The organism is Streptomyces sp. NPDC059994 (assembly GCF_042737755.1).
Lineage (GTDB): Bacteria > Actinomycetota > Actinomycetes > Streptomycetales > Streptomycetaceae > Streptomyces.
In genome coordinates this window covers 1-22,903 of record NZ_JBHWUR010000070.1, presented here as the reverse complement: position 1 = coordinate 22,903, position 22,903 = coordinate 1, and the positions used below count along the sequence as shown (strand labels likewise).

At 71.7% G+C, this 22,903-nt stretch carries 22 protein-coding genes; 11 read left to right on the top strand and 11 right to left on the bottom strand.

From position 1 onward, the window contains the following. Positions 1 to 29 precede the first annotated feature (29 nt). The 4 genes from ACFWA7_RS27845 to ACFWA7_RS27830 all read left to right on the top strand — a co-directional run bounded on the left by ACFWA7_RS27845 (position 30) and on the right by ACFWA7_RS27830 (position 2,820). Complete coding sequence (locus ACFWA7_RS27845) at positions 30 to 332, top strand: FmdB family zinc ribbon protein (protein WP_385545664.1); 303 nt, start codon at positions 30 to 32, stop codon at positions 330 to 332. Between the two features lie 108 nt (positions 333 to 440). After that, complete coding sequence (locus ACFWA7_RS27840) at positions 441 to 1,286, top strand: S-methyl-5'-thioadenosine phosphorylase (RefSeq protein WP_385825744.1); 846 nt, start codon at positions 441 to 443, stop codon at positions 1,284 to 1,286. Between the two features lie 326 nt (positions 1,287 to 1,612). After that, positions 1,613 to 2,218, top strand: coding sequence for a hypothetical protein (locus tag ACFWA7_RS27835; RefSeq protein WP_385545658.1), 606 nt, complete (start codon positions 1,613 to 1,615; stop codon positions 2,216 to 2,218). A 119-nt stretch (positions 2,219 to 2,337) separates the two neighbouring features. Then, entirely contained in the window at positions 2,338 to 2,820 is a 483-nt protein-coding gene (locus ACFWA7_RS27830) for an MscL family protein (RefSeq protein ID WP_385825742.1), read from the top strand. A 37-nt stretch (positions 2,821 to 2,857) separates the two neighbouring features. On the opposite strand, the gene ACFWA7_RS27825 is transcribed toward ACFWA7_RS27830, so the two are convergent. From ACFWA7_RS27825 to ACFWA7_RS27800, 6 genes are all read right to left on the bottom strand, one after another. Beyond that, complete coding sequence (locus ACFWA7_RS27825; RefSeq protein ID WP_385545654.1) at positions 2,858 to 3,061, bottom strand: hypothetical protein; 204 nt, start codon at positions 3,059 to 3,061, stop codon at positions 2,858 to 2,860. A gap of 111 nt (positions 3,062 to 3,172) precedes the next feature. After that, on the bottom strand, positions 3,173 to 3,568 hold the full coding sequence (locus ACFWA7_RS27820) for a hypothetical protein (protein ID WP_385545652.1): 396 nt from the start codon (positions 3,566 to 3,568) through the stop codon (positions 3,173 to 3,175). Further along, positions 3,565 to 4,305, bottom strand: coding sequence for a ubiquinol-cytochrome c reductase iron-sulfur subunit (locus ACFWA7_RS27815; protein ID WP_385825740.1), 741 nt, complete (start codon positions 4,303 to 4,305; stop codon positions 3,565 to 3,567). The genes ACFWA7_RS27820 and ACFWA7_RS27815 overlap by 4 nt, the downstream gene beginning before the upstream one ends. Then, complete coding sequence (locus ACFWA7_RS27810; RefSeq protein ID WP_385545646.1) at positions 4,302 to 4,901, bottom strand: 4Fe-4S dicluster domain-containing protein; 600 nt, start codon at positions 4,899 to 4,901, stop codon at positions 4,302 to 4,304. Before ACFWA7_RS27810 ends, ACFWA7_RS27815 begins: the two co-directional genes overlap by 4 nt. Before the next feature lie 8 nt (positions 4,902 to 4,909). After that, positions 4,910 to 7,204, bottom strand: coding sequence for a molybdopterin oxidoreductase family protein (locus ACFWA7_RS27805; protein ID WP_385545644.1), 2,295 nt, complete (start codon positions 7,202 to 7,204; stop codon positions 4,910 to 4,912). Then, on the bottom strand, positions 7,201 to 8,253 hold the full coding sequence (locus tag ACFWA7_RS27800) for an MFS transporter (RefSeq protein WP_385545641.1): 1,053 nt from the start codon (positions 8,251 to 8,253) through the stop codon (positions 7,201 to 7,203). Before ACFWA7_RS27800 ends, ACFWA7_RS27805 begins: the two co-directional genes overlap by 4 nt. A gap of 479 nt (positions 8,254 to 8,732) precedes the next feature. Between ACFWA7_RS27800 and ACFWA7_RS27795 the strand changes: the two genes are divergently transcribed. The 4 genes from ACFWA7_RS27795 to ACFWA7_RS27780 all read left to right on the top strand — a co-directional run bounded on the left by ACFWA7_RS27795 (position 8,733) and on the right by ACFWA7_RS27780 (position 13,212). Next, positions 8,733 to 9,881: a low temperature requirement protein A gene (locus ACFWA7_RS27795; protein WP_385825738.1), complete on the top strand. Its 1,149-nt coding sequence runs from the start codon at positions 8,733 to 8,735 to the stop codon at positions 9,879 to 9,881. Then, positions 9,874 to 10,899: a P1 family peptidase gene (locus tag ACFWA7_RS27790; protein WP_385545638.1), complete on the top strand. Its 1,026-nt coding sequence runs from the start codon at positions 9,874 to 9,876 to the stop codon at positions 10,897 to 10,899. The genes ACFWA7_RS27795 and ACFWA7_RS27790 overlap by 8 nt, the downstream gene beginning before the upstream one ends. Before the next feature lie 102 nt (positions 10,900 to 11,001). Continuing rightward, positions 11,002 to 12,282, top strand: coding sequence for an Ig-like domain-containing protein (locus ACFWA7_RS27785; RefSeq protein ID WP_385545635.1), 1,281 nt, complete (start codon positions 11,002 to 11,004; stop codon positions 12,280 to 12,282). A gap of 168 nt (positions 12,283 to 12,450) precedes the next feature. After that, positions 12,451 to 13,212, top strand: coding sequence for a DUF6227 family protein (locus ACFWA7_RS27780; protein WP_385545632.1), 762 nt, complete (start codon positions 12,451 to 12,453; stop codon positions 13,210 to 13,212). A gap of 114 nt (positions 13,213 to 13,326) precedes the next feature. Here ACFWA7_RS27780 and ACFWA7_RS27775 read toward each other — a convergent pair whose 3' ends face one another. After that, positions 13,327 to 14,865 carry an MFS transporter gene (locus ACFWA7_RS27775; protein ID WP_385540249.1) on the bottom strand — a complete coding sequence of 513 codons (1,539 nt, stop codon included), beginning with the start codon at positions 14,863 to 14,865 and terminating at the stop codon, positions 13,327 to 13,329. 62 nt (positions 14,866 to 14,927) lie between these two features. On the opposite strand from ACFWA7_RS27775, the gene ACFWA7_RS27770 reads away from it, so the two are divergent. Continuing rightward, entirely contained in the window at positions 14,928 to 15,908 is a 981-nt protein-coding gene (locus ACFWA7_RS27770; RefSeq protein WP_385540247.1) for a helix-turn-helix transcriptional regulator, read from the top strand. A gap of 79 nt (positions 15,909 to 15,987) precedes the next feature. Here the strand turns inward: ACFWA7_RS27770 and ACFWA7_RS27765 are convergent, their stop codons facing one another. Together ACFWA7_RS27765 and ACFWA7_RS27760 are read right to left on the bottom strand one after the other, a co-directional pair. After that, positions 15,988 to 17,007, bottom strand: coding sequence for an RNA polymerase sigma factor RpoD/SigA (locus ACFWA7_RS27765; protein WP_385825736.1), 1,020 nt, complete (start codon positions 17,005 to 17,007; stop codon positions 15,988 to 15,990). Between the two features lie 370 nt (positions 17,008 to 17,377). Then, on the bottom strand, positions 17,378 to 18,136 hold the full coding sequence (locus ACFWA7_RS27760; protein WP_385540252.1) for a dioxygenase: 759 nt from the start codon (positions 18,134 to 18,136) through the stop codon (positions 17,378 to 17,380). Between the two features lie 168 nt (positions 18,137 to 18,304). Here ACFWA7_RS27760 and ACFWA7_RS27755 point away from each other — a divergent pair, with 168 nt between their 5' ends. Beyond that, the gene (locus ACFWA7_RS27755) at positions 18,305 to 18,817 is read left to right on the top strand and encodes a MarR family winged helix-turn-helix transcriptional regulator (RefSeq protein ID WP_385825734.1); all 513 of its coding nucleotides are present in this window, start codon (positions 18,305 to 18,307) and stop codon (positions 18,815 to 18,817) included. A 69-nt stretch (positions 18,818 to 18,886) separates the two neighbouring features. Here ACFWA7_RS27755 and ACFWA7_RS27750 read toward each other — a convergent pair whose 3' ends face one another. Together ACFWA7_RS27750 and ACFWA7_RS27745 are read right to left on the bottom strand one after the other, a co-directional pair. Further along, positions 18,887 to 20,419: an MFS transporter gene (locus ACFWA7_RS27750; protein WP_385540241.1), complete on the bottom strand. Its 1,533-nt coding sequence runs from the start codon at positions 20,417 to 20,419 to the stop codon at positions 18,887 to 18,889. Positions 20,420 to 20,510: 91 nt separating this feature from the next. Then, positions 20,511 to 21,167, bottom strand: coding sequence for a TetR/AcrR family transcriptional regulator (locus ACFWA7_RS27745; RefSeq protein WP_385540239.1), 657 nt, complete (start codon positions 21,165 to 21,167; stop codon positions 20,511 to 20,513). Between the two features lie 272 nt (positions 21,168 to 21,439). Between ACFWA7_RS27745 and ACFWA7_RS27740 the strand changes: the two genes are divergently transcribed. Beyond that, positions 21,440 to 22,750: a M6 family metalloprotease domain-containing protein gene (locus ACFWA7_RS27740; RefSeq protein WP_385825733.1), complete on the top strand. Its 1,311-nt coding sequence runs from the start codon at positions 21,440 to 21,442 to the stop codon at positions 22,748 to 22,750. Positions 22,751 to 22,903: the final 153 nt, after the last annotated feature.

Here is a 22,903-nt window from a genome sequence, read left to right as displayed (position 1 = left end):
ATCGAGTGAGAGTGCCAGGAGGAAGACAAGTGCCGACCTACCAGTACCAGTGCACCGAGTGCGGCGAAGGCCTTGAGGCGGTGCAGAAGTTCACCGATGACGCCCTGACCGTCTGCCCGAACTGCGACGGACGCCTCAAGAAGGTCTTCTCGGCCGTCGGCATCGTCTTCAAGGGCTCCGGCTTCTACCGCAACGACAGCCGCGGCGCCTCGTCGAGCAGCACGCCCGCGTCCTCGGCCGCCAAGCCGTCGACGTCGAGCTCCGACTCGAAGCCTGCCCCCTCGACGTCCTCCTCGACGTCGAGCCCCACCAGTTCGTCGTCGGCCGCCTGACCCGGCCGACACCCCGGACACACCCGGACCCCGCCGTCCTCGACGGCGGGGTCTCCGGCATGCCCGCACCCGTATGGGCCGCCGACCGCCCCGGCTAGGGTGCTGCGCATGACCAACGCGCGCACGGCCAACGCAGAGATCGGCGTCATCGGCGGCTCGGGCTTCTACTCGTTCCTGGAGGACGTGACCGAGATCCAGGTCGACACCCCGTACGGCAGCCCCAGCGACTCGCTGTTCCTGGGCGAGATCGCCGGGCGCCGGGTCGCCTTCCTGCCCCGGCACGGCCGCGGCCACCACCTCCCGCCGCACCGCATCAACTACCGCGCCAACCTGTGGGCCCTGCGCTCGGTGGGTGTGCGCCAGGTGCTCGGCCCGTGCGCGGTGGGCGGGCTGCGGCCCGAGTACGGACCGGGCACGCTGCTCGTACCGGACCAGCTGGTGGACCGTACGAAGTCGCGCGTCCAGACGTATTACGACGGCTACCCGCTTCCCGACGGCTCGGTCCCGAACGTCGTGCACGTGGCGCTGGCAGACCCGTACTGCCCCGAGGGCCGCAAGGTCGCGCTCGCGGCCGCGCGCGGTCGGAACTGGGAACCGGTGGACGGCGGCACGCTGGTCGTCATAGAGGGCCCGCGCTTCTCCACGCGCGCGGAGTCGCAGTGGCACGCGGCGATGGGCTGGTCGGTGGTGGGCATGACCGGGCACCCCGAGGCGGTGCTCGCCCGCGAACTGGGGCTCTGCTACACGACGATGACCCTGGTCACCGACCTGGACGCGGGCGCGGAGACCGGCGAGGGCGTCTCCCACGAGGAGGTGCTGCGGGTCTTCGCGGCCAATGTGGACCGGCTCCGCTCGGTGCTCTTCGACGCGGCGGCGGGCCTGCCGTCGGGCGACCGCGACTGCCTGTGCACGCGGGCGCTGGACGGGTTGGATACGGGGATTCGGCTGCCGTAGGGCTGGCGCAGGGGCTGTTGTCGGGCTGGCGCAGGGGCTGTTGTCGGGCTGGCGCAGGGGCTGTTGTCGGGCTGGCGCAGGGGCTGTTGTCGGGGCGCTGCGGTCGAGGCCGGGGTCGGGGTCGGGACCGGCGTGGGGACCGGGGCCTCATCACCCGCGCCGGGCGGCGGAGTTGTCCACGACCGATGGCCCCATATGCCCGGGCGGGTGACGGAGTTGTCCACAACCGGGGAGTAATCCACAGGGCTCGGCGGGAAGCTGGCGGGGCGGGGATCGTGGGGAGCGTTCGAGCAGCACCCGCTCCTCACGATCGGTGGTGACCCGCCATGTCCTGGTCCTCTCCTCTGCCCTCCTCGACGCCTTCCCCCGCGCCCTCTCCCCTGCCTTCCCCGGCCCCCGAGCCGATCGGCGTCCCCGTCTTCCCCCCGCTGCGGGTGCGCGGGAGCCGGCACCGGCTGCGGCGTGCGGTGCGGCGCCGACGGCGGGCGATGGCGGCCGGGCTCGCGGTGGCGGCGGCCGCGCTCGCGGCGGTGGGCGCCCGGGCCCCGGGGCGTACGGATCCGGGGCAGGCGGGCCCCGACGTCATCGCGGCGACGAGCGCGGGCGTCCAGCAGCGGAACGCGGCGCCCCCGCCCGCCCGCAAGGCCGCCGACGTGGTGTCCGCGCCGGTCCGGATCGCGGACGCGGAGACCGTGCGGCTGCTGCGGCCCGGCGACCGGGTCGATGTGATCGCGGCGCCCGACTCGCCCTCGGGCGGCGCGGGCGCGGCGCACCTGGTGGCCTCGGGTGCACGGGTGACCGACGTGCCCCGGCCGCGCGGGCCCTCCTCCGACGAGGGGGCCCTGGTCGTCCTGTCCGTCCCCCGCGCCACCGCGACGACGCTCGCGGGTGCCGGTGCGGCCTCCCGACTGGTGGTGACCTTTGCCGAATAGCACTGACTTCCTGTCAAGTCGCCTGTCCGCGTACGCGGATTGGACAGTGCGACCATGCGCTGACGTAGGTTGCGGAACGGTTTGCTCCACCCCCCGCACCTGCGAAGAGAGGCTCACTCGTGACCGGCGAGAAGAAGAGCGACGGCCTGCTGGTGGGCTTCAAGGCCTTCCTGCTGCGCGGCAATGTGATCGACCTGGCCGTCGCGGTGGTCATCGGCGCCGCGTTCACCGGCGTTGTGAACTCGGTCGTGAAGGGCATCATCAACCCGCTGGTCGGCGCGTTCGGGACGAAGGACCTCAACAGCTACAGCTCATGTCTGAAGGGCCCGTGCGGGCTCGATCCCAAGACGGGCGAAGCGGTCTCCGGCATCCCGATCATGTGGGGCCTGGTCCTCAGCGCGGTGCTGACCTTCCTCATCACGGCGGCCGTCGTGTACTTCCTGATGGTCCTGCCGATGGCCAAGTACCTGGCCAAGCGGGCCCAGCGGGACCGGGCGAAGGAAGGCGTCGAGGAGACCCTGGAGGTCAGCGAGCTGGAGGTGCTCAAGGAGATCCGCGACGCCCTGGTCTCCCAGCGCGGGTCGGGGCACAGCGCGCCGTAGCGCACGGCCCCGGGACGGGGCGGGGCCGCCGTCGGATTCAGATGTGGTGCGGCGGCTTCTCGTCGAGGAAGCGCGCGAGATCGGCCGTGCTGCCGGTGGCGGGGGCCCGCTCACCCCACCCGCGGTCCGTGTCGTCCGAGGACTGCTGGTCCAGCGGATCGTCGAAGACCAGCGCGGGCCTGGGCTTCTGGTCGGACGCGGGCTTCGCATCGCGCGGTCCGGGGGCGGGGGCGGTACTCATACCTCCAGGGTACGGCGAGGCGCCGGCCGACGAGGCGACGCCCGACACGGCGACGTCCGACACGGCGACGCCCTGGGGGCTCGCCCCCACTCCCGTCAGCCGTCCTCCCCGTCACCGGTCCTTCGGGTCGAGCAGCCAGAGGCCGAGGACCACGAGGAACGACAGGCCGAGGAATCCCGTGCCCCACCAGGCGGTTCCGGTATGGCCCTTCATCCACTCGTCGACGATCACCGACAACCCCCAGAGCTGGCCGACGACCACGGTGACAGCCAGGGCGAGGCGGGCCGTCAGCTTCGAGGACCGCTCCGGCTCCTGCTCGGTGCCCGCGCCGGGCCCCGGGCCGGTGCGGCGGGTCCGGGGATCGCCGTATCCGCTGGTGGCGCGGATCTGGGGGTACCGGTCCCGTACCGGACGGTTGAGACGGGGCTGGGTGCTGCCGGCGGTGTACGGGGGCGGGGCGGGCACCGTGGCGTCGCCGCTCCCGCCCGGGCCGGTGTCGGCGCTCATGTCCGCTCGCTCCTCTCGGTCTGGGTCCGCGTTCCCGGGCAGCCGATCCGGGCCGCCATGTCCGGGCGCTGCTCGCCGAACTGCCGGCACATGGCGGCCTTGACGCTCTCGCCGGAGCGGGTGGTGGCCACCGCCCAGACGCTGCCGTCGATCTCCTCCACGAGGAGCACCTTCGGCAGCGGGCGGGGCGGCGGTCCGGCGGTGACCTCACCGGTGCGGGCGTCGAAGACGCCTTCGTGGCAGGGGCAGTACAGCTCGCCGTCGTTGCCCCGGTCCTCGCGCCACAGCACCGCGCAGGCCAGATGCGTACAGACGGCGGAGTAACCGACGAGGGTGCCGTCCCTGAGGCGGACGCCGACCGCCCGGTCGTCCTCGCCGGGGAAGCGGAAGGCGATGGACTCGCCGGGGCGGAGCCGGTCGGCGACGCGCTTGGCCTTGGGGGCGTCCGCGCTGTCCCCGTGCCGGTGGAGCACGCCTCCGGCGACGGCCACACCGCCGACGGCGAGCCCGCCGGAGACGGTGGTGACGATCCGCAGATAGTCGCGGCGGGTGGTGAGCGAGTCGGCGGCGACGCGGTCGCGCAACGCCTCCTGAGCGGGGTCGGGCCATGGGGTCGAGCCCGGTCCGTCCTCGCCGGGGGCGCCGAGCCCACCGGTGCCACCGGTGCCACCGGGACCTCCGGGACCTCCGGGACCGCTCGGGTCACCGGCCGCCGGGGGCTGTTCGGCCGGGCTCATCGGATCGTCCTTCCGTTCACCTCGACGATCGGGAGGCCACCGGGGACCGGCCACTGGACCTTGTCCGCGGGGACGACCATCGCCACTCCGGTGGACACGACGACATCGCCGAACGTGAAGGAGTCGGCGACCTGGACGCCGGGGCGTTCGGCGCGGAGCTCTTCGACGGTTCCGTAGAAGAGGGCTCCGGTGGGGCAGACCGTGGCGCACATGGGGGCGAGGCCGTAGGCGGTGCGGTCGTAGCAGAGGTTGCACTTCATCTGCAGCTTCGCCTGGAGGTCGATCTTCGGTACACCGAAGGGGCAGGCGTTGACGCAGTTGGCGCAGCCGATGCAGCGGGTGGTGTCGGCCTGCTGCACCACACCGTCGGCGGTCACCAGGATCGCGTCGGCGGGACACACCTCGGCGCAGGGGGCGACCGGGTCCTCGCAGTGCATACAGACCGTGGGAAGGGAGGCGACCGAGTGCCCCGCGTCGGGGTAGTCGAGATGGATCATGGATTTGCCCCGGTGCGAATCGCACTCGCGGCAGGCCGAGACACAGGCCTGGCAGCCGATGCACCGCCCCGGGTCGATGAAGATCGTTCTGCCCATCACGGCGGGCGTCAGCTCCTATCGGCGGTACCGCGCCCCTGCGGGGACGTGGGCGGCAGGGGGTCGGTGCGGAAGACCTGGGCCGCCGGATAGGCCACGTGGCCGGGCGCGGTGGGGGGCGCGGGGACCTCGGCGACCCGGTCACCGGCCTCGATGCGGCAGGCGCAGACCTTGTACTCGGGAATCTTGGAACGGGGATCGAGAGCGTCGATGGTCAGCGCGTTGGCGGACGTGGGAACCGGCCAGTGGTACGGGATGAAGACGGTGTCGGGGCGGATGGCCTCGGTGACCAGGGCGGGGAAGACCGTGCTGCCGCGCCGGGTGACGACGCGGACCGGGTCGCCGTTGCGGAAGCCGTGCGAGGGGTGGATCTCCACCCAGGGGCGCGGGGTCTGCTCGACGAGGGCGCCGAGCCTGCGCGTCTGGTTGCCGGAGAGGAAGTGCGCCACGGTCCGGCCGGTGGTGAGGGAGAGGGGGTGTTCGTCGTCGTACGGGTCCATCGGCGGGTGCCATTCGACGACCTGCATATGGACCTTGCCGTCGGGGTGCGAGGTCCGCCCGTCCTCGAAGAGGCGGGGAGTGCCGGGATGGCCGGTGGAGGGGCAGGGCCAGGCGATGCCGCCGGTCTCCTCCAGGCGCTCGTAGGTGATGCCGTAGTAGTCGTTGACCGTTCCGGCGGAGGCGACGCGCAGCTCGTCGAACACCTCGCGGGAGCCGGGGAAGGCGAACTTGTCGCCCGCGCCCAGGCGCTGGGCGAGCCGGCAGATCACCCAGGTGTCGGTGCGGACCCCGGCGGGTGGTTCCTGGGCCTTGTTGTGCTTGACGACCCGGGCCTCGGCGTTGGCCATCACGCCTTCGTCCTCGGCCCAGGTGGTGACGGGGAAGACCACATGCGCGTTGGCCGCGGTCTCGGAGAGGAAGAAGTCGAATTGAGCGTGGAATTCGAGGGTGTCGTAGCCGTCCTTGACGGTCGAGTAGTTCGGGAGGGAGACGAAGGGGTTGTTGCAGATGCCGATCAGGCCGCGGATCTCCTGGCGGCGCATCTGATGGACCATCTCCATCATCGAGGTTCCGGCGGGCGGGAGTTCGGACTCCTCGATGCCCCAGATCTCGCAGATCTGCCGGCGGTGCTCGGCGTTCATGATGGAGCGCCCGCCCGGCAGCAGGTCGGCCTTCTGGCCGTGCTCGCGGCCGCCCTGGCCGTTGCCCTGGCCGGTGATGGTGCCGTAGCCGGCGCCGGGCCTGCCGAGGTTGCCGGTGGCGACGCAGAGGTTGATCACGGAGAGGCAGTTCTCCACGCCCTGCGAGTGGTGCTCGATGCCCCGGGCGTGCCAGGCCATGGCTCTCGGGGCGCGGGCGAAGGTGCGGGCCACCTCGACGATCTGGGAGGCCGGGACCCCGCAGATCTCGGCGGCCCGCTCGGGGGGATACTCGGCGACCTTGTCGCGGACCTCCTCCCAGCCCGTGGTGTGGGCGCCGATGTAGGCCTCGTCGTCGAGCTCCTCCTTGATGACCACGTGGAGGAGCGCGTTGAAGAACGCCGAGTCGGTGCCGGGCTTGAGGGCGACGTGGATGTCGGCGGTGCGGGCGATCGCCGTCTCGCGCGGGTCGATCACGATCAGCGAGGCGCCCCGGTCGCGCGCTCCCCATACGTACTGGGTCATGACGGGGAAGCACTCGCCGACGTTGGACCCGGCGATGAGCAGGCAGTCGGTGAGGAGGATGTCGGAGAAGGGGTTGGCGGCCCGGTCGATGCCGAAGGCGAGCTTGTTGGCGCCGGCCGCGGAGACCATGCACAGCCGGCCGTTGTAGTCGACGTGCCGCGACTTGAGCGCGACGCGGGCGAACTTGCCGACCAGATAGGTCTTCTCGGAGAAGAGGCTGGCCCCGCCGAGCAGCCCGAAGGCGTCGTTGCCGTGGGCGGCCTGGATACGGCGGATTTCGTCGGCCGTGTGGTCCAGCGCCTCCTCCCAGGAGACCTCCCGGAAGGGCTCGTCGCGGGAGCGGCGCAGCAGCGGGGCGGTGAGCCGGTCGGGGTGGTTGACCTGCTGGTACGCGTTGATGCCCTTGGGGCACAGGCGCATCCGGTTGATGTCGTGGTTGCGGGGTTCGACGCCGAAGACCTTCCCGCCCTTGTCGACGCGGAGATACATCCCGCACTGCACTCCGCAGAAGCAGCAGTGGGTGGGTACGAGGGTCTCGCCGTCCTGGTCGGCGCGCCATCGGTCGGCCGGGATGCCGCCCGCGTCACGGAAGTCGCGGGTGCCGGGCGGGGCGAGGGAGGGGTCCAGCGGGAGCCGGTTCACTTGTAGCCCTTCTTGACGTGCGCGAGGTAGGCGGTGCCGCGCAGCACCCGCTTGCAGCGCGGGCAGTACTCGGCCCAGGCGTCGAAGCCGAGGCCCAGGTCGCGCATGGTCCCCCGCAGGTTCTCGACGTAGGGGGCGGTGTCGACGGGCCGGTCACAGCGGCGGCAGTGGAAGACCTGCTCGTCCTGGCGGGCGGTGTACTTGAACAGCTGCATCCCGACGGCGGCCGGCCGCTGGACGATGTGGAAGAACTTCCCGAACGGGATGTAGATCAGGGTCAGCACCACCGACACCATGTGCAGCACCGCCAGGAACTCGTAGCCCCCACCGTGCAGGAAGATCGACGAGAAGGTGAGGAGGAGGCCGGTCACCGAGATGACGAGCAGCAGGATCAGCGGAACCAGGTCGTAGCCGAACCGCTGGCCGGTGATCGCGCCGCGGTCCTTCATCCGGCGCCACAGGAAGTACGAGGCGCCGGGGATGACCAGGACGGCGGCGACGTCCAGACCGTGGAACATCAGCCAGCCCAGGACGTTCAGCGAGTCGAAGCCGAGGATCTTCACGCCCCGGATCCGCATCTCGTAACCGGGTCCGGAACCGGTCGACGAGGTGAAGGTGAACCAGCCCCAGGTGAGGGGGAAGGTGATCGCGGCGGCCAGCAGACAGCCCCAGAAGATCAGTTGGTGGGCGGCCCAGCGGGCGTGCGAGCGGGCGCCCAGGAACTTCTGGAGGCCGAGGTAGGTGGCGGCCATCTTGGGCAGGGCGGTCGGCGCCCGGCGGAAGTTGGCGGCGGAGAACAGGCTGCGCCATCCCTGTCTGAAGAGGCGGCGGGCGCCCGGGGAGGAGATCCAGACGGTGTAGCGGTGGGCGACGCCGAAGGCGAGGAAGACGGTGGCGCAGGCGTACGGCAGGAGGGCGGAGTCGAAGTCCTTCAGCCGGCGGCTGCCGAAGACGATGGCGAGGATCAGCAGGAGGGAGAGGGCGGTACCGGCGGCTGTCGCGCGCAGCGCGACCGCGGGCTTCGCTGCGGGAGGCGGAGGCTCGGTCACCCGGCCACCGTAGGTGTATCTGACCGGTTATCACCTGCTTTGAGGGCGGCGGGGTGAAGCCTTCAGTCAGATGGCAGCCGACGGCGCCAGGCGGCGCCGAGTGATCGTCAGACCGCGCGCAGACCGTGGGCAGACCGCGCGCAGACCGCGCGCAGACCGTGGGCGGACCGTGGGCGCCGAAGAACGCACGGGCGGCGGCGACCTCGTCGGGGGACGGGGACGACCTCGTCGGGGGACGGGGACGGGGCCCGTGGGCGCCGAAGAACGCACGGGCGGCGGCGACCTCGTCGGGGGACGGGGACGACCTCGTCGGGGGCGGCGACGGGGACGGCGACGGCGCGTAGTGCGGGGTGAAGGGCATGCCTGGCGGCGCACCCGCCAGGTCGTACCGATCGGCGACCGTCTCGTCAACCCGCCGGGCGGCCGGGTTTGGCATGCGAGGGCCCGGGCCGTCTGGTCTTCTGTCCCCCATGCCCCGCATGACCGCACGCAGCCGCCACGAGGAGCACCGGGCGGCGACGCCCCTGGAACTCTTCTTCGACCTCTGTTTCGTCGTCGCCGTCGCCCAGGCCGGCTCCCGGCTCGTCCACTCGCTCGCCGAGGGGCACCTCGGCACCGGGCTCGCCGGCTATCTCGCCGTCTTCTTCGCCATCTGGTGGGCCTGGATGAACTTCACCTGGTTCGCCTCGGCGTACGACAGCGACGACGTGCTCTACCGGGTCGTCACCCTCGTACAGATCACCGGCGTCCTCATCCTCGCCGCCGGGGTGCCGCGCGCCTTCGACGACAGCGACTTCACCGTCTGCGTCGTCGGCTACATCGTGATGCGGCTCGCCCTGACCAGCCAGTGGCTGCGCGCGGCGCGCAACGCGGCGGACCCGGCCGAGCGGCGGATGGCGCTGCTGTACGCCGCCGGGCTCACCGTGTGCCAGCTCGGCTGGACCGGGATGCCTTTCGTGCCGGCCGGCACCACCCGCTCCTGGGTGTTCGTGGTGCTGGCCGCCGCCGAGCTGTCCGTACCGGTGCTCGCCGAGCGCACCGCCCAGAGCACCTGGCACGCGCACCACATCGCCGAACGGTACGGCCTGTTCACCCTGATCGTGCTCGGCGAGACGGTCGCCGCCGCCACCGTCGCCGTACAGGAGGCGCTGGACGAGCACGAGGCGCTGGGCGAGCTGCTGCCGCTGGCGGGCGGCGGGCTGCTGATCGTCTTCGCCGCCTGGTGGATCTACTTCGCCGTGCCGATCGCCGGGCACCTCACCTCGAACAGCCAAGCGTTCGCGTGGGGGTACGGCCACTTCGTCATCCTCGGTTCGGCCGCCGCCATCGGGGCCGGGATGGAGGTGGCCGTCGAGCAGGCCGTCGGCAAGGCGCACATCTCCACGGCGGCGGCCTCGGCCGCCGTCACCGTGCCGGCCGCGTTGTTCATGTTCACCGTCTGGGCCCTGCACTCGCGCCACTTCAAGCGGACCCTCGCCCAGCAGCTGATCCTGCCCGCCTCGGCGGTGGCGACCCTGGCCTGCACCTTCGCCGGGCACGGCGCCATCCCCGCCGCCGGTCTGGTGGCCGCCGCCACGGTGGCTGTCGGCGTGGCCCTGAGCGGCCGTAGTGTCGCGGGTCATGACTGACCATCAGAAGGCCCGGCCGCAGAGCGCCGGTTCGATCACCGATGTGCCCGGCTTCCTCGTCGGGCACGCCCGCGTCCCCGGCGAGCGCGCCCTGAGCGGGACGACCGTCGTCCTCGCCCCGGCCCCCGGCGCCGTCGCCGCCGTCGACGTACGCGGCGGCGGGCCCGGCACCCGGGAGACCGACGCCCTCGACCCGTGCAACGTCGTCGAGCGGATCGACGCGGTGGTGCTGACGGGCGGCAGCGCGTACGGACTCGACGCCGCGGGCGGGGTCATGGCCTGGCTGGAGGAGCGGGGGCGCGGCGTGCGGGTGGGGCCCGAGCCGTACCAGGTCGTGCCGGTCGTCCCGGCCGCCTGCGTCTTCGACCTCGGGCGCGGCGGCGACTGGGACGCCCGCCCGGACGCGGCCACCGGCCGGGCCGCCGTCGAGGCGGTGGGCACCGAGGTCGCCCAGGGCAGCGTCGGCGCCGGGACCGGGGCGGTCGCGGGCGGCCTCAAGGGCGGGGTCGGCACGGCGAGCGTGACCCTGCCCTCCGGCGCCACCGTCGGCGCGCTGGTCGTCGTCAACTCCGCGGGGTCGGTGTTCGACCCGGATACCGGCGCGCTGTACGGGCTGCGGGGGCGCGTCGCGTACCCCGGACCGGATGTCCACGAGGCGGCCTCGAAGCGGCTCGGCGAGACCCGTGCCGCCTCCGGGCTGCCGCCCCTGAACACCACGCTCGCGGTCGTCGCCACCGACGCGCCGCTCACCGGGCCGCAGGCGCAGAAGCTCGCGGGCACCTCGCACGACGGTCTGGCCCGGGCGATCCGGCCGGTGCATCTGATGCACGACGGCGACACCGTCTTCGCCCTCGCCACCGGCGGCGGCGATCCCCTGTCGCCGGCCGACCTCAACTTCGTGCTCGCGGCGGGCGCGGACGCGGTGGCCCAGGCGATCACCGAGGCCGTGCTCGCCGCCGACGGGGTGGCGGGGCCCGGTGGGACATTCCCGTCTTACCGTGACTTGTACGGGAGTTGAGCCGGCGGACCCGCCTCGATGTGCTGCGAGTCACAGGCCGGGCCCGCAACCATTCTGCCCATATGGGTGCTCTGTGCACGTACTGGAGTAAGGCCCGCACAGATGGAGCAGCCCGTGACCTCGCCCGACACCGCCGCGCAGCCGCAGTACCGCACCCCGCAGCAACTGCGCACCCGGCGCCGGGCGTTCGCCGCCGCGTCGGCGCTGCTGCTCGGCGCCCTGACCCTGACCGCCTGCGGCGGCAGCGCGTCGGGCTCCGACAAGGGCAAGGGCGAGGGCAAGGGCGGCGACGCGGCCGCCGCCCAGGAGGCCTCCGCGCTGAAGATCACCATCTCGGCGAAGGACGGCTCGGCCAACGCCAGCATCAACGGCACCACCGTCACCGCCCAGGGCGGCAAGCTCAGCCAGGTGACCCTGACCGAGGCCCAGACCGGCAAGGCGGTGGCCGGCGCGCTCGCCGGCGACGGGCTGTCCTGGAAGCCCGCCGGGAAGCTGGAGCGCGGCACCCAGTACAAGATCATGGCGACCGGCAAGGACGACAAGGGGCGGCCCGCGACCGAGAACGCGGCCTTCACCACGGTCACTTCGAAGAACAGCTTCATCGGCACCTACACGCCGGACAACGGCGCGACCGTCGGCGTCGGCATGCCGGTCTCGTTCACCTTCGACAAGTCGATCACCGACAAGAAGGCCGTCCAGTCGCACATCACGGTCAGCTCCAGCAGCGGCCAGCAGGTCGTCGGCCACTGGTTCGGCACCCAGCGCCTCGACTTCCGGCCGCAGGACTACTGGAAGGCCGGGTCCAAGGTGACGATGAAGATCGCCCTGGACGGGGTGCAGGGCGCGAGCGGCGTCTACGGCGTGCAGTCCAAGACGGTCACCTTCACCATCGGCCGCAACCAGGTCTCCACCGTCGACGCCAAGACCCAGACGATGACCGTGCAGCAGGACGGCAGGACCGTGAAGACGATCCCGGTCTCCACGGGCAGCGCCGAACACACCACGTACAACGGGCAGATGGTGATCTCCGAGAAGTTCACCGAGACGCGGATGAACGGCGCGACGGTCAACTTCGGCGGCGAGTACGACATCAAGGACGTGCCGCACGCGATGCGCCTTTCCAGCTCGGGGACCTTCCTCCACGGCAACTACTGGTACAAGGGCAACCCGTTCGGCAACGCGGGAACCAGCCACGGCTGTGTGGGACTCCGGGACGTCCGGGGCGCCCAGGGAGACACCCCCGCCAAGTGGTTCTTCGATCACTCGCTGATCGGTGACGTGGTGACGGTCAAGGGCTCGCCGGACAAGACGATCGCCCCCGACAACGGCCTGAACGGCTGGAACATGTCGTGGACCGAATGGCAGGCGGGCAGCGCCGGCTGACCGTCCGTCGGAGCGCGGCCCCGGCGCACCGCCCCGGGCCGCCTTCCCGGCCGCTGCGAGCCGTTCCAAGCCTATGAGAATGTTTCGGCCATGCCCGCTGCGCGAAGCGCGCGCAGGGGCTACGTTGAGCACCCTCTACGTGACGAACAGCTACGGCGGGGAGACGCCTTGGTGCCCAACGAGTGCGAGTACGAGACGGCCGAGGAGCACCTCGCCGGCCTGCTCGGCCGCGCGCTGAACTCGTTCGACCTGCCGGACGAGCTGGTCGAGAACCTCGACTCGGCCCTCGCGCACACCACTTCGCTGCACTCCTCGCTGCACGCCTCGGGCGGCCCCGGCCGCCCCCGGCTCAGCCGCGAGACCTACCGCCACACCTATCTCCTCCTCGACGGCGCCACGGTCACCCTCTGGGAGGTCGTGCACGGCCGGGGCAACGAGGTGTACGCGGACGAGGAGAGCGCTCTGGTGTCCGCGGCCCGGCTGCGCGAGCGGGTCCTGCCGGACCTCGCGCCCGCGCTCGCGGAGGACGGCCTGGACCCGGGCCTGACCGGTCTGGAGGCCCTCAGCGGGCTGACGCCGGTGGAACGGGCCGGGACGAGCAGGACGTACGAGGCGGACGGCTCGGCCGACCACGCGCGGCGGCTGCTGCGCCGCGCCGAGAACCCGGACCGGCCCGGCGAGAGCGTGGCCCGCGCACTGCGCGGCGCCCTCGCCCACCGCATCACCCGGGCCCTGGGCGGCCCCGGCGGAGCGGGCGGGCGCGGCGGGGCCATCCTGTACGAGCACGCGTTCCTGCTCCTCGACGGCGTCGAGCTGAGCCTGTGGGAGGTCGAGCACACGGCGACGCCGGACGGCAGCCACATGTGCGAGGTGTACGCGGCGGAGGAGTCGGCGCGGGCGGCGATGCAGCGCCGCACACGGGTCTCCTGACCCGTCCATCTCCCGGCACTCGCCTCCCGTACGGCACACGAAAACGCCGGGCGGGGTGGAGGCTCTCCTTGAGGAGGCCTCCACCCCGCCCGGCGTCGTTGCACGGGCAGCGCGTCACGGGGTGAGCGCGGGCTCCTTGGTGACGTCGTCGGACGGGACCTCGTCCGCCCCGCCCTCCAGGTGCTGCTTCGGCTTGGCCGGGAGCAGGAACATCCCGACGAAGATCACGACGCAGACGGCCGTCACGACCCACAGCGAGCGCTGGAAGGCGTCCGAGAAGGCCGGGCCGATCTCGGTGAGCCGCAGGTCGTCGTCGATCGAGCCGAAGAAGACGACCGAGACCAGGCCGAGGCCCAGCGCGTTGCCCATCTGCTGCACGGTGTTGATCAGGCCGGACGCCGAACCCGCGTGCTCCTGCGGGACCTCGGAGAGGACCGCGTCGGTGATCGGGGCGACGATCAGACCCATGCCGATGCCGAGCACCACCAGCGGCAGCGCCATCTGCCAGGGGGCGATGTCCATCCCGTAGTGGCGCGCCTCCCAGATGTAGACCAGGAAGCCGAGGGCGGTGATCAGGGCGCCCGCCTGGAGCACCTTGCGGCCGAACTTCGGCACCAGCGACTGGACGGACATGCCCGCCGCGGCCGACATGGCGATGGAGAACGGGATACCGGTCAGACCGGCGCGCAGCGCGCTCCAGCCCAGGCCGATCTGCATGTACAGCGTCCAGACCAGGAAGAAGATGCCCATCGCGATGCCGAAGGTCATCTGCACCGCGATGCCCGCCGCGAAGCTCTTCACACGGAACAGCGAGAGCTCCACCAGCGGCGAGCCGTCCTTGGCCGCCTTGTACCTCTCGTACACCACGAGCGCGCCGAAGACGACCAGGCTGCCGATCATCGAGAGGTGGCCCCACAGCGGCCAGCCCAGCTCACGGCCGCGGGTCAGCGGGTAGAGCAGCATCAGCAGGCCGAGGGTGACGAGCGCGACGCCCACGAGGTCGAGCTTGAGGGCCTTGGGCGCCTTGGACTCGGAGATGAACTTGGCGCCGAGGACCAGGCCCGCGATGCCGACCGGCAGGTTGATCAGGAAGATCGGACGCCACTCCAGGCCGAACAGGTTCCACTCGGTCAGCAGCGCGCCCAGGATCGGGCCGGAGACCGCGCCCAGGCCGATGACCGCGCCGAACATGCCGAAGACCTTGCCGCGCTCCTCCGCCGGGAAGGTCGCGTGGATGATCGAGAGCACCTGCGGCACCATCAGGGAGGCCATGCCGCCCTGCAGGATGCGGGAGGCGACCAGCATCTCCGGGTTGGCCGCGAAGCCGCAGAGCGCCGAGGCGATGGTGAAGCCGGTCATGCCTATGAGGAAGAGCCGCTTGCGGCCGTGGATGTCGCCGAGGCGGCCACCGGTGATCAGACCGGCGGCGAAGGCCAGGGCGTAACCCGCGGTGATCCACTGGATCGAGGCGAAGGTCGCCCCGGTGTCCTTCTGGATCGAGGGAATCGCTACGTTGACGATGGTGACGTCGACCAGGTCCATGAAGGCCGCGGTCATCACGATGGCCAGGGCGAACCACCGTCGGCGGTCGTTCGCGGCGGCCGCTGTGCCGGGGCCCGCGGCTTCTGGGGGATTGGTCGTGGTGGAGGTCATGGAAAGAAGTTAGACCTTATGTAGGTCAGACTGCGTCCTAATTTTCCCGCATCCTGGATCTCATGACGGACACCCCGGCTCGGCTGCTCCAGCTCCTCTCCCTGCTCCAGACGCCCCGAGAGTGGCCCGGCGGCGAGCTCGCCGAGCGGCTCGGTGTCTCGCGGCGCACGGTCCGCCGGGACGTCGACCGGCTGCGCGAGCTCGGCTACCCGGTCCAGGCGACGCTCGGCGCGGACGGCGGGTACCGGCTGGTGGCCGGGAAGGCGATGCCGCCGCTGGTCCTCGACGACGAGGAGGCGGTGGCCATCGCGGTCGGGCTGCGGGCGGGCGCGGGGCACGCGGTGGACGGAGTGGAGGAGGCGTCGGTACGGGCGCTGGCCAAGCTGGAGCAGGTGCTGCCGTCCCGGCTGCGGCACCGGGTCTCCAGCCTCCAGGCCGCGACGATGCCGCTGGTGGGGCCATGGCGGGGGGACGGCGCGACCGTCGACCCGCACACGCTGACAGTGATGGCGTCGGCCGTCACCGGCACGGAGCGGCTTCGGTTCGACTACCGCAAGGGCGACGGCAGCGAGTCGCGCCGCCAGGTCGAGCCGTACCGGCTGGTGTCGACGGGGCGACGGTGGTACCTCGTCGCGTACGACATCGAGCGCGAGGACTGGCGTACGTTCCGGGTCGACCGGGTGGAGTCCCCGTTCGCGACGGGTTCGCGGTTCGCGCCCCGGGAGCTGCCCGCGCAGAACGCGGCGGAGTTCGTGAGCCGGTCGCTGTCCCGGATGCAGCCCGAGCTGGAGCTGGACGTGACGTTCGAGGCGCCCGCCGATGTGGTGGCGGCGCGGCTCGCGTCCACGATGGGCACGCCGGTGGCGCTCGGGGAGGCGCGGTGCCGGCTGCGGGCGCGGGTCACGGAGTCGCTGGAGGGGGTGGCGATCCGGCTGGCGCTGCTGGACTGCGAGTTCGCGGTGGTGTCGCCGGTCGCCCTGACGGCGTACCTGGCGAAGCTGGGCGGCCGGCTCACCCGGGCGGCGGAGCCGCAGCCGGGGTAGCGGGCACGGGCAAGGGGGAGCCCCCGGCACCAGGGGGGGAGGGTGCCGGGGGCTCGTCGGTGGGGGCTGGGAGCGGCGCTTACGCCGCCGCGTCGAAGCCCGTGTCCCTTGCCATCTTCTTCAGTTCGAGCAGCGCGTGCTTCTCGATCTGGCGGATGCGCTCACGGGTCAGCCCGTGCTCCTTGCCGACCTCCGTCAGCGTGCGCTCGCGGCCGTCGTCTATTCCGTACCGCATCTTGATGATCGAGGCGGTGCGCTGGTCGAGCTTGCCGATCAGGTCGTCGAGCTCCTCGCTGCGCAGCAGCGTGAGCACGGACTGCTCGGGGGAGATCGCCGAGGTGTCCTCCAGGAGGTCGCCGAACTGGGTCTCGCCCTGGTCGTCGACCGCCATGTTGAGCGAAACCGGGTCGCGCGCCCAGTCCAGGACGTCGATGACCCGCGCCGGCGTGGAGCCCAGCTCCGCCGCCACCTCGGTCGCCTCCGGCTCCCGGCCGTGCTCCCGGTTGAACTCGCGCTGGACGCGGCGGATGCGGCCCAGCTCCTCCACCAGGTGGACGGGGAGGCGGATGGTGCGGGACTGGTCGGCTATCGAGCGCGTGATGGCCTGGCGGATCCACCACGTCGCGTACGTCGAGAACTTGAAGCCCTTGGCGTAGTCGAACTTCTCCACCGCGCGGACCAGGCCCGCGTTGCCCTCCTGGATCAGGTCGAGCAGCGGCAGGCCCGCCCTCGGGTAGCGCCGGGCGACGGCGACGACGAGGCGGAGGTTGGAGCGGATGAAGAGGTCCTTGGCCCGGTCACCGGCGGCGACCAGGGCTTCGAGCTCCTCGTGAGAGGCGCCGCCCGCCTTGCTCGACCCCGCCGCGTAAGCGGCTGATGTCACCGTTCCGTCGAGGATCCGGCGTGCGTACACACCCGCCTCGATGGTCTGCGAGAGCTCGACCTCCTTGGCGGCGTCGAGCAGCGGGGTGCGCGCGATCTCGTCCAGGTACATCCCGACCAGGTCGCGGTCGGCGATCTCCCCGGTGACGGCGCGAACACTGCTTCCCGACCCGGATCCGCTGCTGACGGTCCGACGGGCGACGGCGCGGGTTGCCATGCGTGCTCCCTTGCTGTGTAGGTCGCGACACCCTCCCGGGTGCCCTGCATCCGATGGAAACAACGGCTGGAATCCGGACAGAATTCCCGTCCCGCCCATCGATTTTCCTGATCATGCAGTACCCTGTACCGCCACCAGGGGCGGACGGATGCCGCGGGAATGTACAGAGGCGCAGGTCAGGCCCGGTGCCGGGGCTCTCCGCCACCGGCCGCGACCGCCGCCCGATGAGACCGGCGTCACACCCGAAACAGTTGCCTTCACCCCGGAAGAGCCCCATCCCCGTTTTCCGCTCTCCCACCCTGAAGACGACCCGCGCCGCCTTCTGGTTGCTCAGGATGTCCAAACTGCCCGAATTCTCGGGTACCCCTTCTCAGCCGAACTGCACCGACCTCTTCGCCAGCCCCATCCAGAAGCCCTCGATGACGCTGCGGGCCCCGCCCAGCTCGCCCTCCGAGGCGCCCAGGGTCACGAACAGCGGGGCGAAGTGCTCGGTGCGCGGGTGCGCGAGTCGGCCCGCCGGGGACTTGTGCTCGAAGTCGAGGAGGGCGTCCACATCGGCGGCGGCCAGGGCGCGCGCTCCCCAGTCGTCGAACTCGGCCGACCAGCCGGGCACCCCACCCGCATGGCGCAGCGCCGCCAGGTTGTGGGTGAAGAAGCCGCTGCCGACGATCAGGACGCCCTCGTCGCGCAGGGGCGCGAGCTTGCGCCCGATGTCCATCAGCTTCTGGGGGTCGAGCGTGGGCAGGGAGATCTGGAGGACCGGGACGTCGGCGGCCGGGTACATCTCCACCAGCGGGACGTACGCGCCGTGGTCGAGGCCGCGGTCCGGGATGTCCTGGACCGGTGTTCCTGCGCCGCGCAGCAACTTCCGTACACTGTCGGCGAGTTCGGGGGCGCCGGGAGCGGCGTACCGCACCTGGTAGTAGTGCTCGGGGAAGCCCCAGAAGTCGTACACCAGCGGGATCGTCTCGACGGCGCCGAGGGCGAGCGGGGCCTCCTCCCAGTGGGCGGAGACCATCAGGATCGCCCTGGGGCGGGGCAGCCCGGCCGACCAGGCGGCCAGCTCGCCCGGCCAGACGGGGTCGTCGGCGAGCGGCGGGGCGCCGTGCGAGAGATAGAGGGCGGGCATCCGCCCCGCACCGGAACCGGAGGTACCGGCGGCGTCGGCGGCAACTGCGGAGGTGGCGGTCATGGCGGACTCCCTGTCTACTGGATCCAGTATCTACTTGAACTCTAAAGCTTTCCCTTATGCCGAGATTAACCCGATCTTGTTCAACTTTCAAGGAGTGGCCGTACAGTGGATTCCATGACCACCACCCCCGCCGAGGAGCCGCGCTGGCTCAGCGACGACGAGCAGGCCACCTGGCGTGCCTACCTCCATGCCACCACGCTCCTGGAAGACCACCTGGACCGCCAGCTCCAGCGCGACGCCGGGATGCCGCACATCTACTACGGCCTGCTCATCCAGCTCTCCGAGGCGCCCCGGCAACGGCTGCGGATGACGGAGCTGGCCATCGGCGCCAAGATCACCCGGTCCCGGCTCTCGCATGCGATCGCCCGGCTGGAGAAGAACGGCTGGGTGCGGCGCGAGGAGTGCCCCTCCGACAAGCGCGGCCAGTTCGCGGCGCTCACCGACGAGGGCTTCGCCGTCGTGGAGCGCACCGCGCCCGGCCATGTGGCCGCCGTGCGCCAGGCGATGTTCGACCGGCTCGGCCCCGAGCAGGCCGAGCAGCTCGGGAAGATCATGCGGGTGATCGCCGAGGGCCTGCAGCCCAAGGACGCGAACGCGGACCTGCCCTGGCTCCGCTGAGCCGGACAGATCCGCGTTCCTTGCGTGTCCTGCCTTCCGCTTACGCGTCCCCCACGTAGGCGGCGGCCGTCAGTGGGCGACCACCGGGACCCGGATCTCGTCCTCGACGCCCTCGGCGTCGCCGGAGCCGGTCAGCGAACCGGTGTCCGGGCGGCCGGTGTTGATGAGGGTGACCGCGATCGCCGAGGCGAGCACCAGGATGCCGACCGCCCACCAGATGGCGCTGGTGAAGCCGTGCACCATCGCCTGGAGCTTCAGCAGCTCCACGCTCTTGGCCCCGGCGGCGTGCGAGGTGACGTACGCCGTGGTGGCCGAGGCGGCGATGGTGTTCAGGAGGGCCGTGCCGATGGCGCCGCCCACCTGCTGCGAGGTGTTGACCATGGCGGAGGCGACACCCGCGTCACGCGGCTCGACGCCGATCGTGGCCAGCGACATGGCCGGCATGAAGGCGGTGCCCATACCGAGGCCGAGCAGGATCTGCGCCGGCAGGATCAGCCCGGCGTACGAGGTGTCGATCTGGAGCTGGGTCAGGATCAGCATGCCGATGCCGGCGGTCAGGAAGCCGGGGCCCATCAGCAGGCGCGGCGGGACCCGGGTCATCAGCCGGGCGCCGATCTGGGTGGAACCGGTGATCATGCCCGCGATCATCGGCAGGAAGGCGAAGCCGGTCTTGACCGGCGAGTAGCCCTTCACGACCTGCAGGTAGTACGTCAGGAAGAGGAAGAGGCCGAACATCGCGATGATCGCGAGGCCGAGCGAGAGGTAGACCCCGCCCCGGTTGCGGTTGGTGATCACGCGCAGCGGCAGCAGCGGGTTCTTGACCTTGGCCTCCAGGACCACGAAGGCGAGCAGCAGCACGGCCGAGGCGACGAACATCGACACGGTCAGCGTGTCCGCCCAGCCGGCCGACTCGGCGCGGGTGAAGCCGTACACCAGGGCGACCAGGCCGAGGGTGGAGAGGATGACGCCCGGGACGTCCAGCGTCGAGCGGTTGCGGGTGCCGGAGGGCTCACGGATGACGAAGTAGGCACCGGCGGCCGCGACGATCGCGAACGGGATGTTGACGAAGAAGGTCCAGCGCCAGTTCAGGTACTCGGTGAGGAAGCCGCCGAGGATCAGGCCGACGGCGCCGCCGCCGCCCGCGATCGCGCCGTAGATACCGAACGCCTTGGCGCGCTCCTTGGCGTCGGTGAACATCACCGCGAGCAGGGAGAGCGCGGCGGGCGCGAGCAGCGCGCCGAACGCGCCCTGGAGCGCGCGGGAGCCGAGCAGCATGGCCTGGCCGGTGGCCGCGCCGCCGAGCGCGGAGGCCGCGGCGAAGCCGAGCAGACCGACGACGAAGGTGCGCTTGCGTCCCCAGAGGTCGGCTATGCGGCCGCCGAAGAGCAGCAGACCGCCGAAGGCGAGGGCGTAGGCAGTGATGACCCACTGCTTGTTGCCGTCGGAGATGCCCAGGTCGGTCTGGGCGGAGGGCAGGGCGATGTTCACGATCGTCGCGTCGAGCACGACCATGAGCTGGGCGAGCGCGATGAAGGCGAGGGCCTTCCAGCGACTGGGGTCAGGAGCGAGGTCCTGCCTCGGGGCCTGGACTGTTTTCGACATGGGTGTAGCCACCTTGGGACGCGATGTGCGATGAGCGGAGTGCTGAAGTACGTGTGCGGTAAGCGGATTTGCCGCCCGGCCGCGGGTTCGGTTACAGCTGGCTGAGGTCCTGCAGGGTCGCCGCCGTCCCCGGCAGCCCGGACCTCGCCGGGGCCATGAGCCCGTCGAGGAAGAGCTGGAGATGGCGGTGGACGAACCGGTCCATGTTCGGGCACGCGGTGCCCGGCAGCGGCCGGGTGAGCTGGGTGAGGGCGACCATCAGATCGCCCACGTCGACGTCGTCGCGCAACTGGCCGCTGCGCCGGGCCCGCGCCATGAGGTCCCGGACGGCCTCGTCCAGTCGCTCGCGGGAGGCGTTGAGCTCCGGCAGGTCCTTGTCGAAGCCCTCGGAGAGCATCGGGCACAGGGCTCCGATGCGCTCGTCGGCCGCCGCGAACACGAACCGCCGCAGCGCGGCGAAGGCGTCGGGCTCCTCGGCGGTCGCGGTCTCCGCGGCCGTCGAGACCCGCTCCATGACCGCGAGCACCACGCTGGTGATCAGCTCGGCGCGGTCCTTGAAGTGCCGGTAGAGAGTGGCGTTGCCGATGCCCGCGCGCCGCGCGATCTCGTCGAGCGGCACCATGGCGCCCTCCTCGACGAACATCTCGCGCGCGGCCGCGATGATCCGCTCCCGGTTGCGCAGGGCGTCGGCCCGCGGCCGCGGGGCGCGACGGGGCTCCGCTGCGGTGGTCGGGGTGGCGGTGGACACGGCGTGCTCCTTCTCGTGCGTACGAAGTCGTCGTCCGAACCGGAAGCGGGGAAGCTCTCCCCGTTTCGGCGGGACACAGGTGCAAACGGGGAAAGGTTCCCCGGTTATTTCCGGCCGGGCGATCTGTTTCATGTGACCTGAGTCACACACTCCTCCGGGGAAACCACACGCGCGGCCCACCCAGCGCGCGCCTGCGACACGCCCGACACAGGGTGATCGCACGAGCGCAGTCAGGAGCCGCCTGCTGCCGGTGGCCGAAGGCGAGCGTGCGCATGGAGGAGCCCGGCAGACCGCACCGTCGGATATCCGGCGGGCCGCGCGGCCCGCGCCGCCGCCGGACCCTCGCGGGCGGGGCCCTCGCCGCCGTCGTGCTCGCCTCGATGACCTCGGGCAGCACCACCCTGGCACCCCCCTTCCGGGCGTCGGCCGGGCCGGTGGCCACCGGCGGCGAGACGGCGCTCGGCCCGTGCCGGATCACCGCCACGCTCGGCGTGCAGATGTCGGAGGGCGTGCCCACCCCGCCCGGCTACGCCCACTCCACGGGAACGGTCCGCGCCCTCACCCTGATGATCGACTTCCCGGACGCGCAGGGCACGGGGTCCGCGCTGAGCCGGTACGCGGAGTTCTTCCCGCAGACCACCCAGTGGTTCCGCACCGCGTCGTACGGGCGGCTCGACTACCGGCCCGACATCCCCCTCCCGCAGTGGCTGCGGATGCCGCAGGCGTTCTCGGCGTACGGCATAGAGCGCGGCTCGCCGTACGAGCCGGGCTACCGGCGGCTGGTCAAGGACATCGTGGCGGCGGCCGACTCACGGGTGAACTTCGCGACGTACGACCTGGTCAACATTCTGATGTCGCCGAACGCGGGGCCGTCCGCGCTGGACACGGTGCTCTCGGTGACGTTCTCCGGGAACGAGGACGCGCCGCTCGCGGACGGCGTGCCGCTCTCCAACACGTCCTTCGTCTACAGCCGCCAGGACGACGGCTCCGGCTCGTACCGCGAGACGGGCTACCGGGTGCTGCCGCACGAGAACGGCCACGTCTTCGGCCTGCCCGACCTCTACACGCCCGAGGGCGGGGGCGCGGTCGGCCACTGGGACATCATGTCCGAGGACTGGGGCGCCAACAACGACATGCTCGGCTGGCACAAGTGGAAGCTGGGCTGGCTCGACAACACGCAGGTGGGGTGCGCGGCGGCGGGGGCGGGCGTGAGCGAGTACGTCCTGAGCCCGCTGTCGGCGCCGGGCACCGGCCGCAAGCTGGTCTTCATACCACTGTCGGACGAGTCCGGTTACGCCCTGGAAGTACGCAGCCGGACCGGCAACGACGAGGCGGTGTGCAAGCCGGGGGTGCTGGTGTACCGGGTCAGCACGGACGTCGACACGGGCCGGGGTCCGGTCACCGTCGCGGACAGCGCAAAGGACAGCGGGGGATGTACCCGTCGTCCCAACGTGCACGCCGAACTCTCCGATGCGCCGTTCGCGGCGGGGGAGACGTTCACGGACCGGGAGCGGGGGGTGCGGGTGTCGGTGCTGGGGGTTGACGAGTCGGGCAACTATCGCGTGCGGGTTGCCCGGGGCTAGCGATTGGTCGCCGTCCGGCTGCGGGCCGGTGGGGGTTGGGGCCCGTGGATCCCCCGCCCCGCCCCTTCCCGAAAGCCCTGCGGGCGGCTGGTGCTTCGGCTGCGGACCGTGGCACGTTGCTCGCGCAGTTCCCCGCGCCCCCAACCCCCTGGG

Excerpts from the sequence above, each read along its gene's own strand:
- ACFWA7_RS27815 (WP_385825740.1), bottom strand. The coding sequence starts at position 4,305 with ATGAGCCCGGCCGAACAGCCCCCGGCGGCCGGTGACCCGAGCGGTCCC.
- ACFWA7_RS27765 (WP_385825736.1), bottom strand. The coding sequence starts at position 17,007 with ATGGCAACCCGCGCCGTCGCCCGTCGGACCGTCAGCAGCGGATCCGGG.
- ACFWA7_RS27790 (WP_385545638.1), top strand. The coding sequence starts at position 9,874 with ATGACTGACCATCAGAAGGCCCGGCCGCAGAGCGCCGGTTCGATCACC.
- ACFWA7_RS27750 (WP_385540241.1), bottom strand. The coding sequence starts at position 20,419 with ATGTCGAAAACAGTCCAGGCCCCGAGGCAGGACCTCGCTCCTGACCCC.
- ACFWA7_RS27740 (WP_385825733.1), top strand. The coding sequence starts at position 21,440 with ATGGAGGAGCCCGGCAGACCGCACCGTCGGATATCCGGCGGGCCGCGC.
- ACFWA7_RS27785 (WP_385545635.1), top strand. The coding sequence starts at position 11,002 with ATGGAGCAGCCCGTGACCTCGCCCGACACCGCCGCGCAGCCGCAGTAC.
- ACFWA7_RS27840 (WP_385825744.1), top strand. The coding sequence starts at position 441 with ATGACCAACGCGCGCACGGCCAACGCAGAGATCGGCGTCATCGGCGGC.
- ACFWA7_RS27835 (WP_385545658.1), top strand. The coding sequence starts at position 1,613 with ATGTCCTGGTCCTCTCCTCTGCCCTCCTCGACGCCTTCCCCCGCGCCC.
- ACFWA7_RS27760 (WP_385540252.1), bottom strand. The coding sequence starts at position 18,136 with ATGCCCGCCCTCTATCTCTCGCACGGCGCCCCGCCGCTCGCCGACGAC.
- ACFWA7_RS27775 (WP_385540249.1), bottom strand. The coding sequence starts at position 14,865 with ATGACCTCCACCACGACCAATCCCCCAGAAGCCGCGGGCCCCGGCACA.
- ACFWA7_RS27795 (WP_385825738.1), top strand. The coding sequence starts at position 8,733 with ATGACCGCACGCAGCCGCCACGAGGAGCACCGGGCGGCGACGCCCCTG.
- ACFWA7_RS27820 (WP_385545652.1), bottom strand. The coding sequence starts at position 3,568 with ATGAGCGCCGACACCGGCCCGGGCGGGAGCGGCGACGCCACGGTGCCC.
- ACFWA7_RS27770 (WP_385540247.1), top strand. The coding sequence starts at position 14,928 with ATGACGGACACCCCGGCTCGGCTGCTCCAGCTCCTCTCCCTGCTCCAG.
- ACFWA7_RS27825 (WP_385545654.1), bottom strand. The coding sequence starts at position 3,061 with ATGAGTACCGCCCCCGCCCCCGGACCGCGCGATGCGAAGCCCGCGTCC.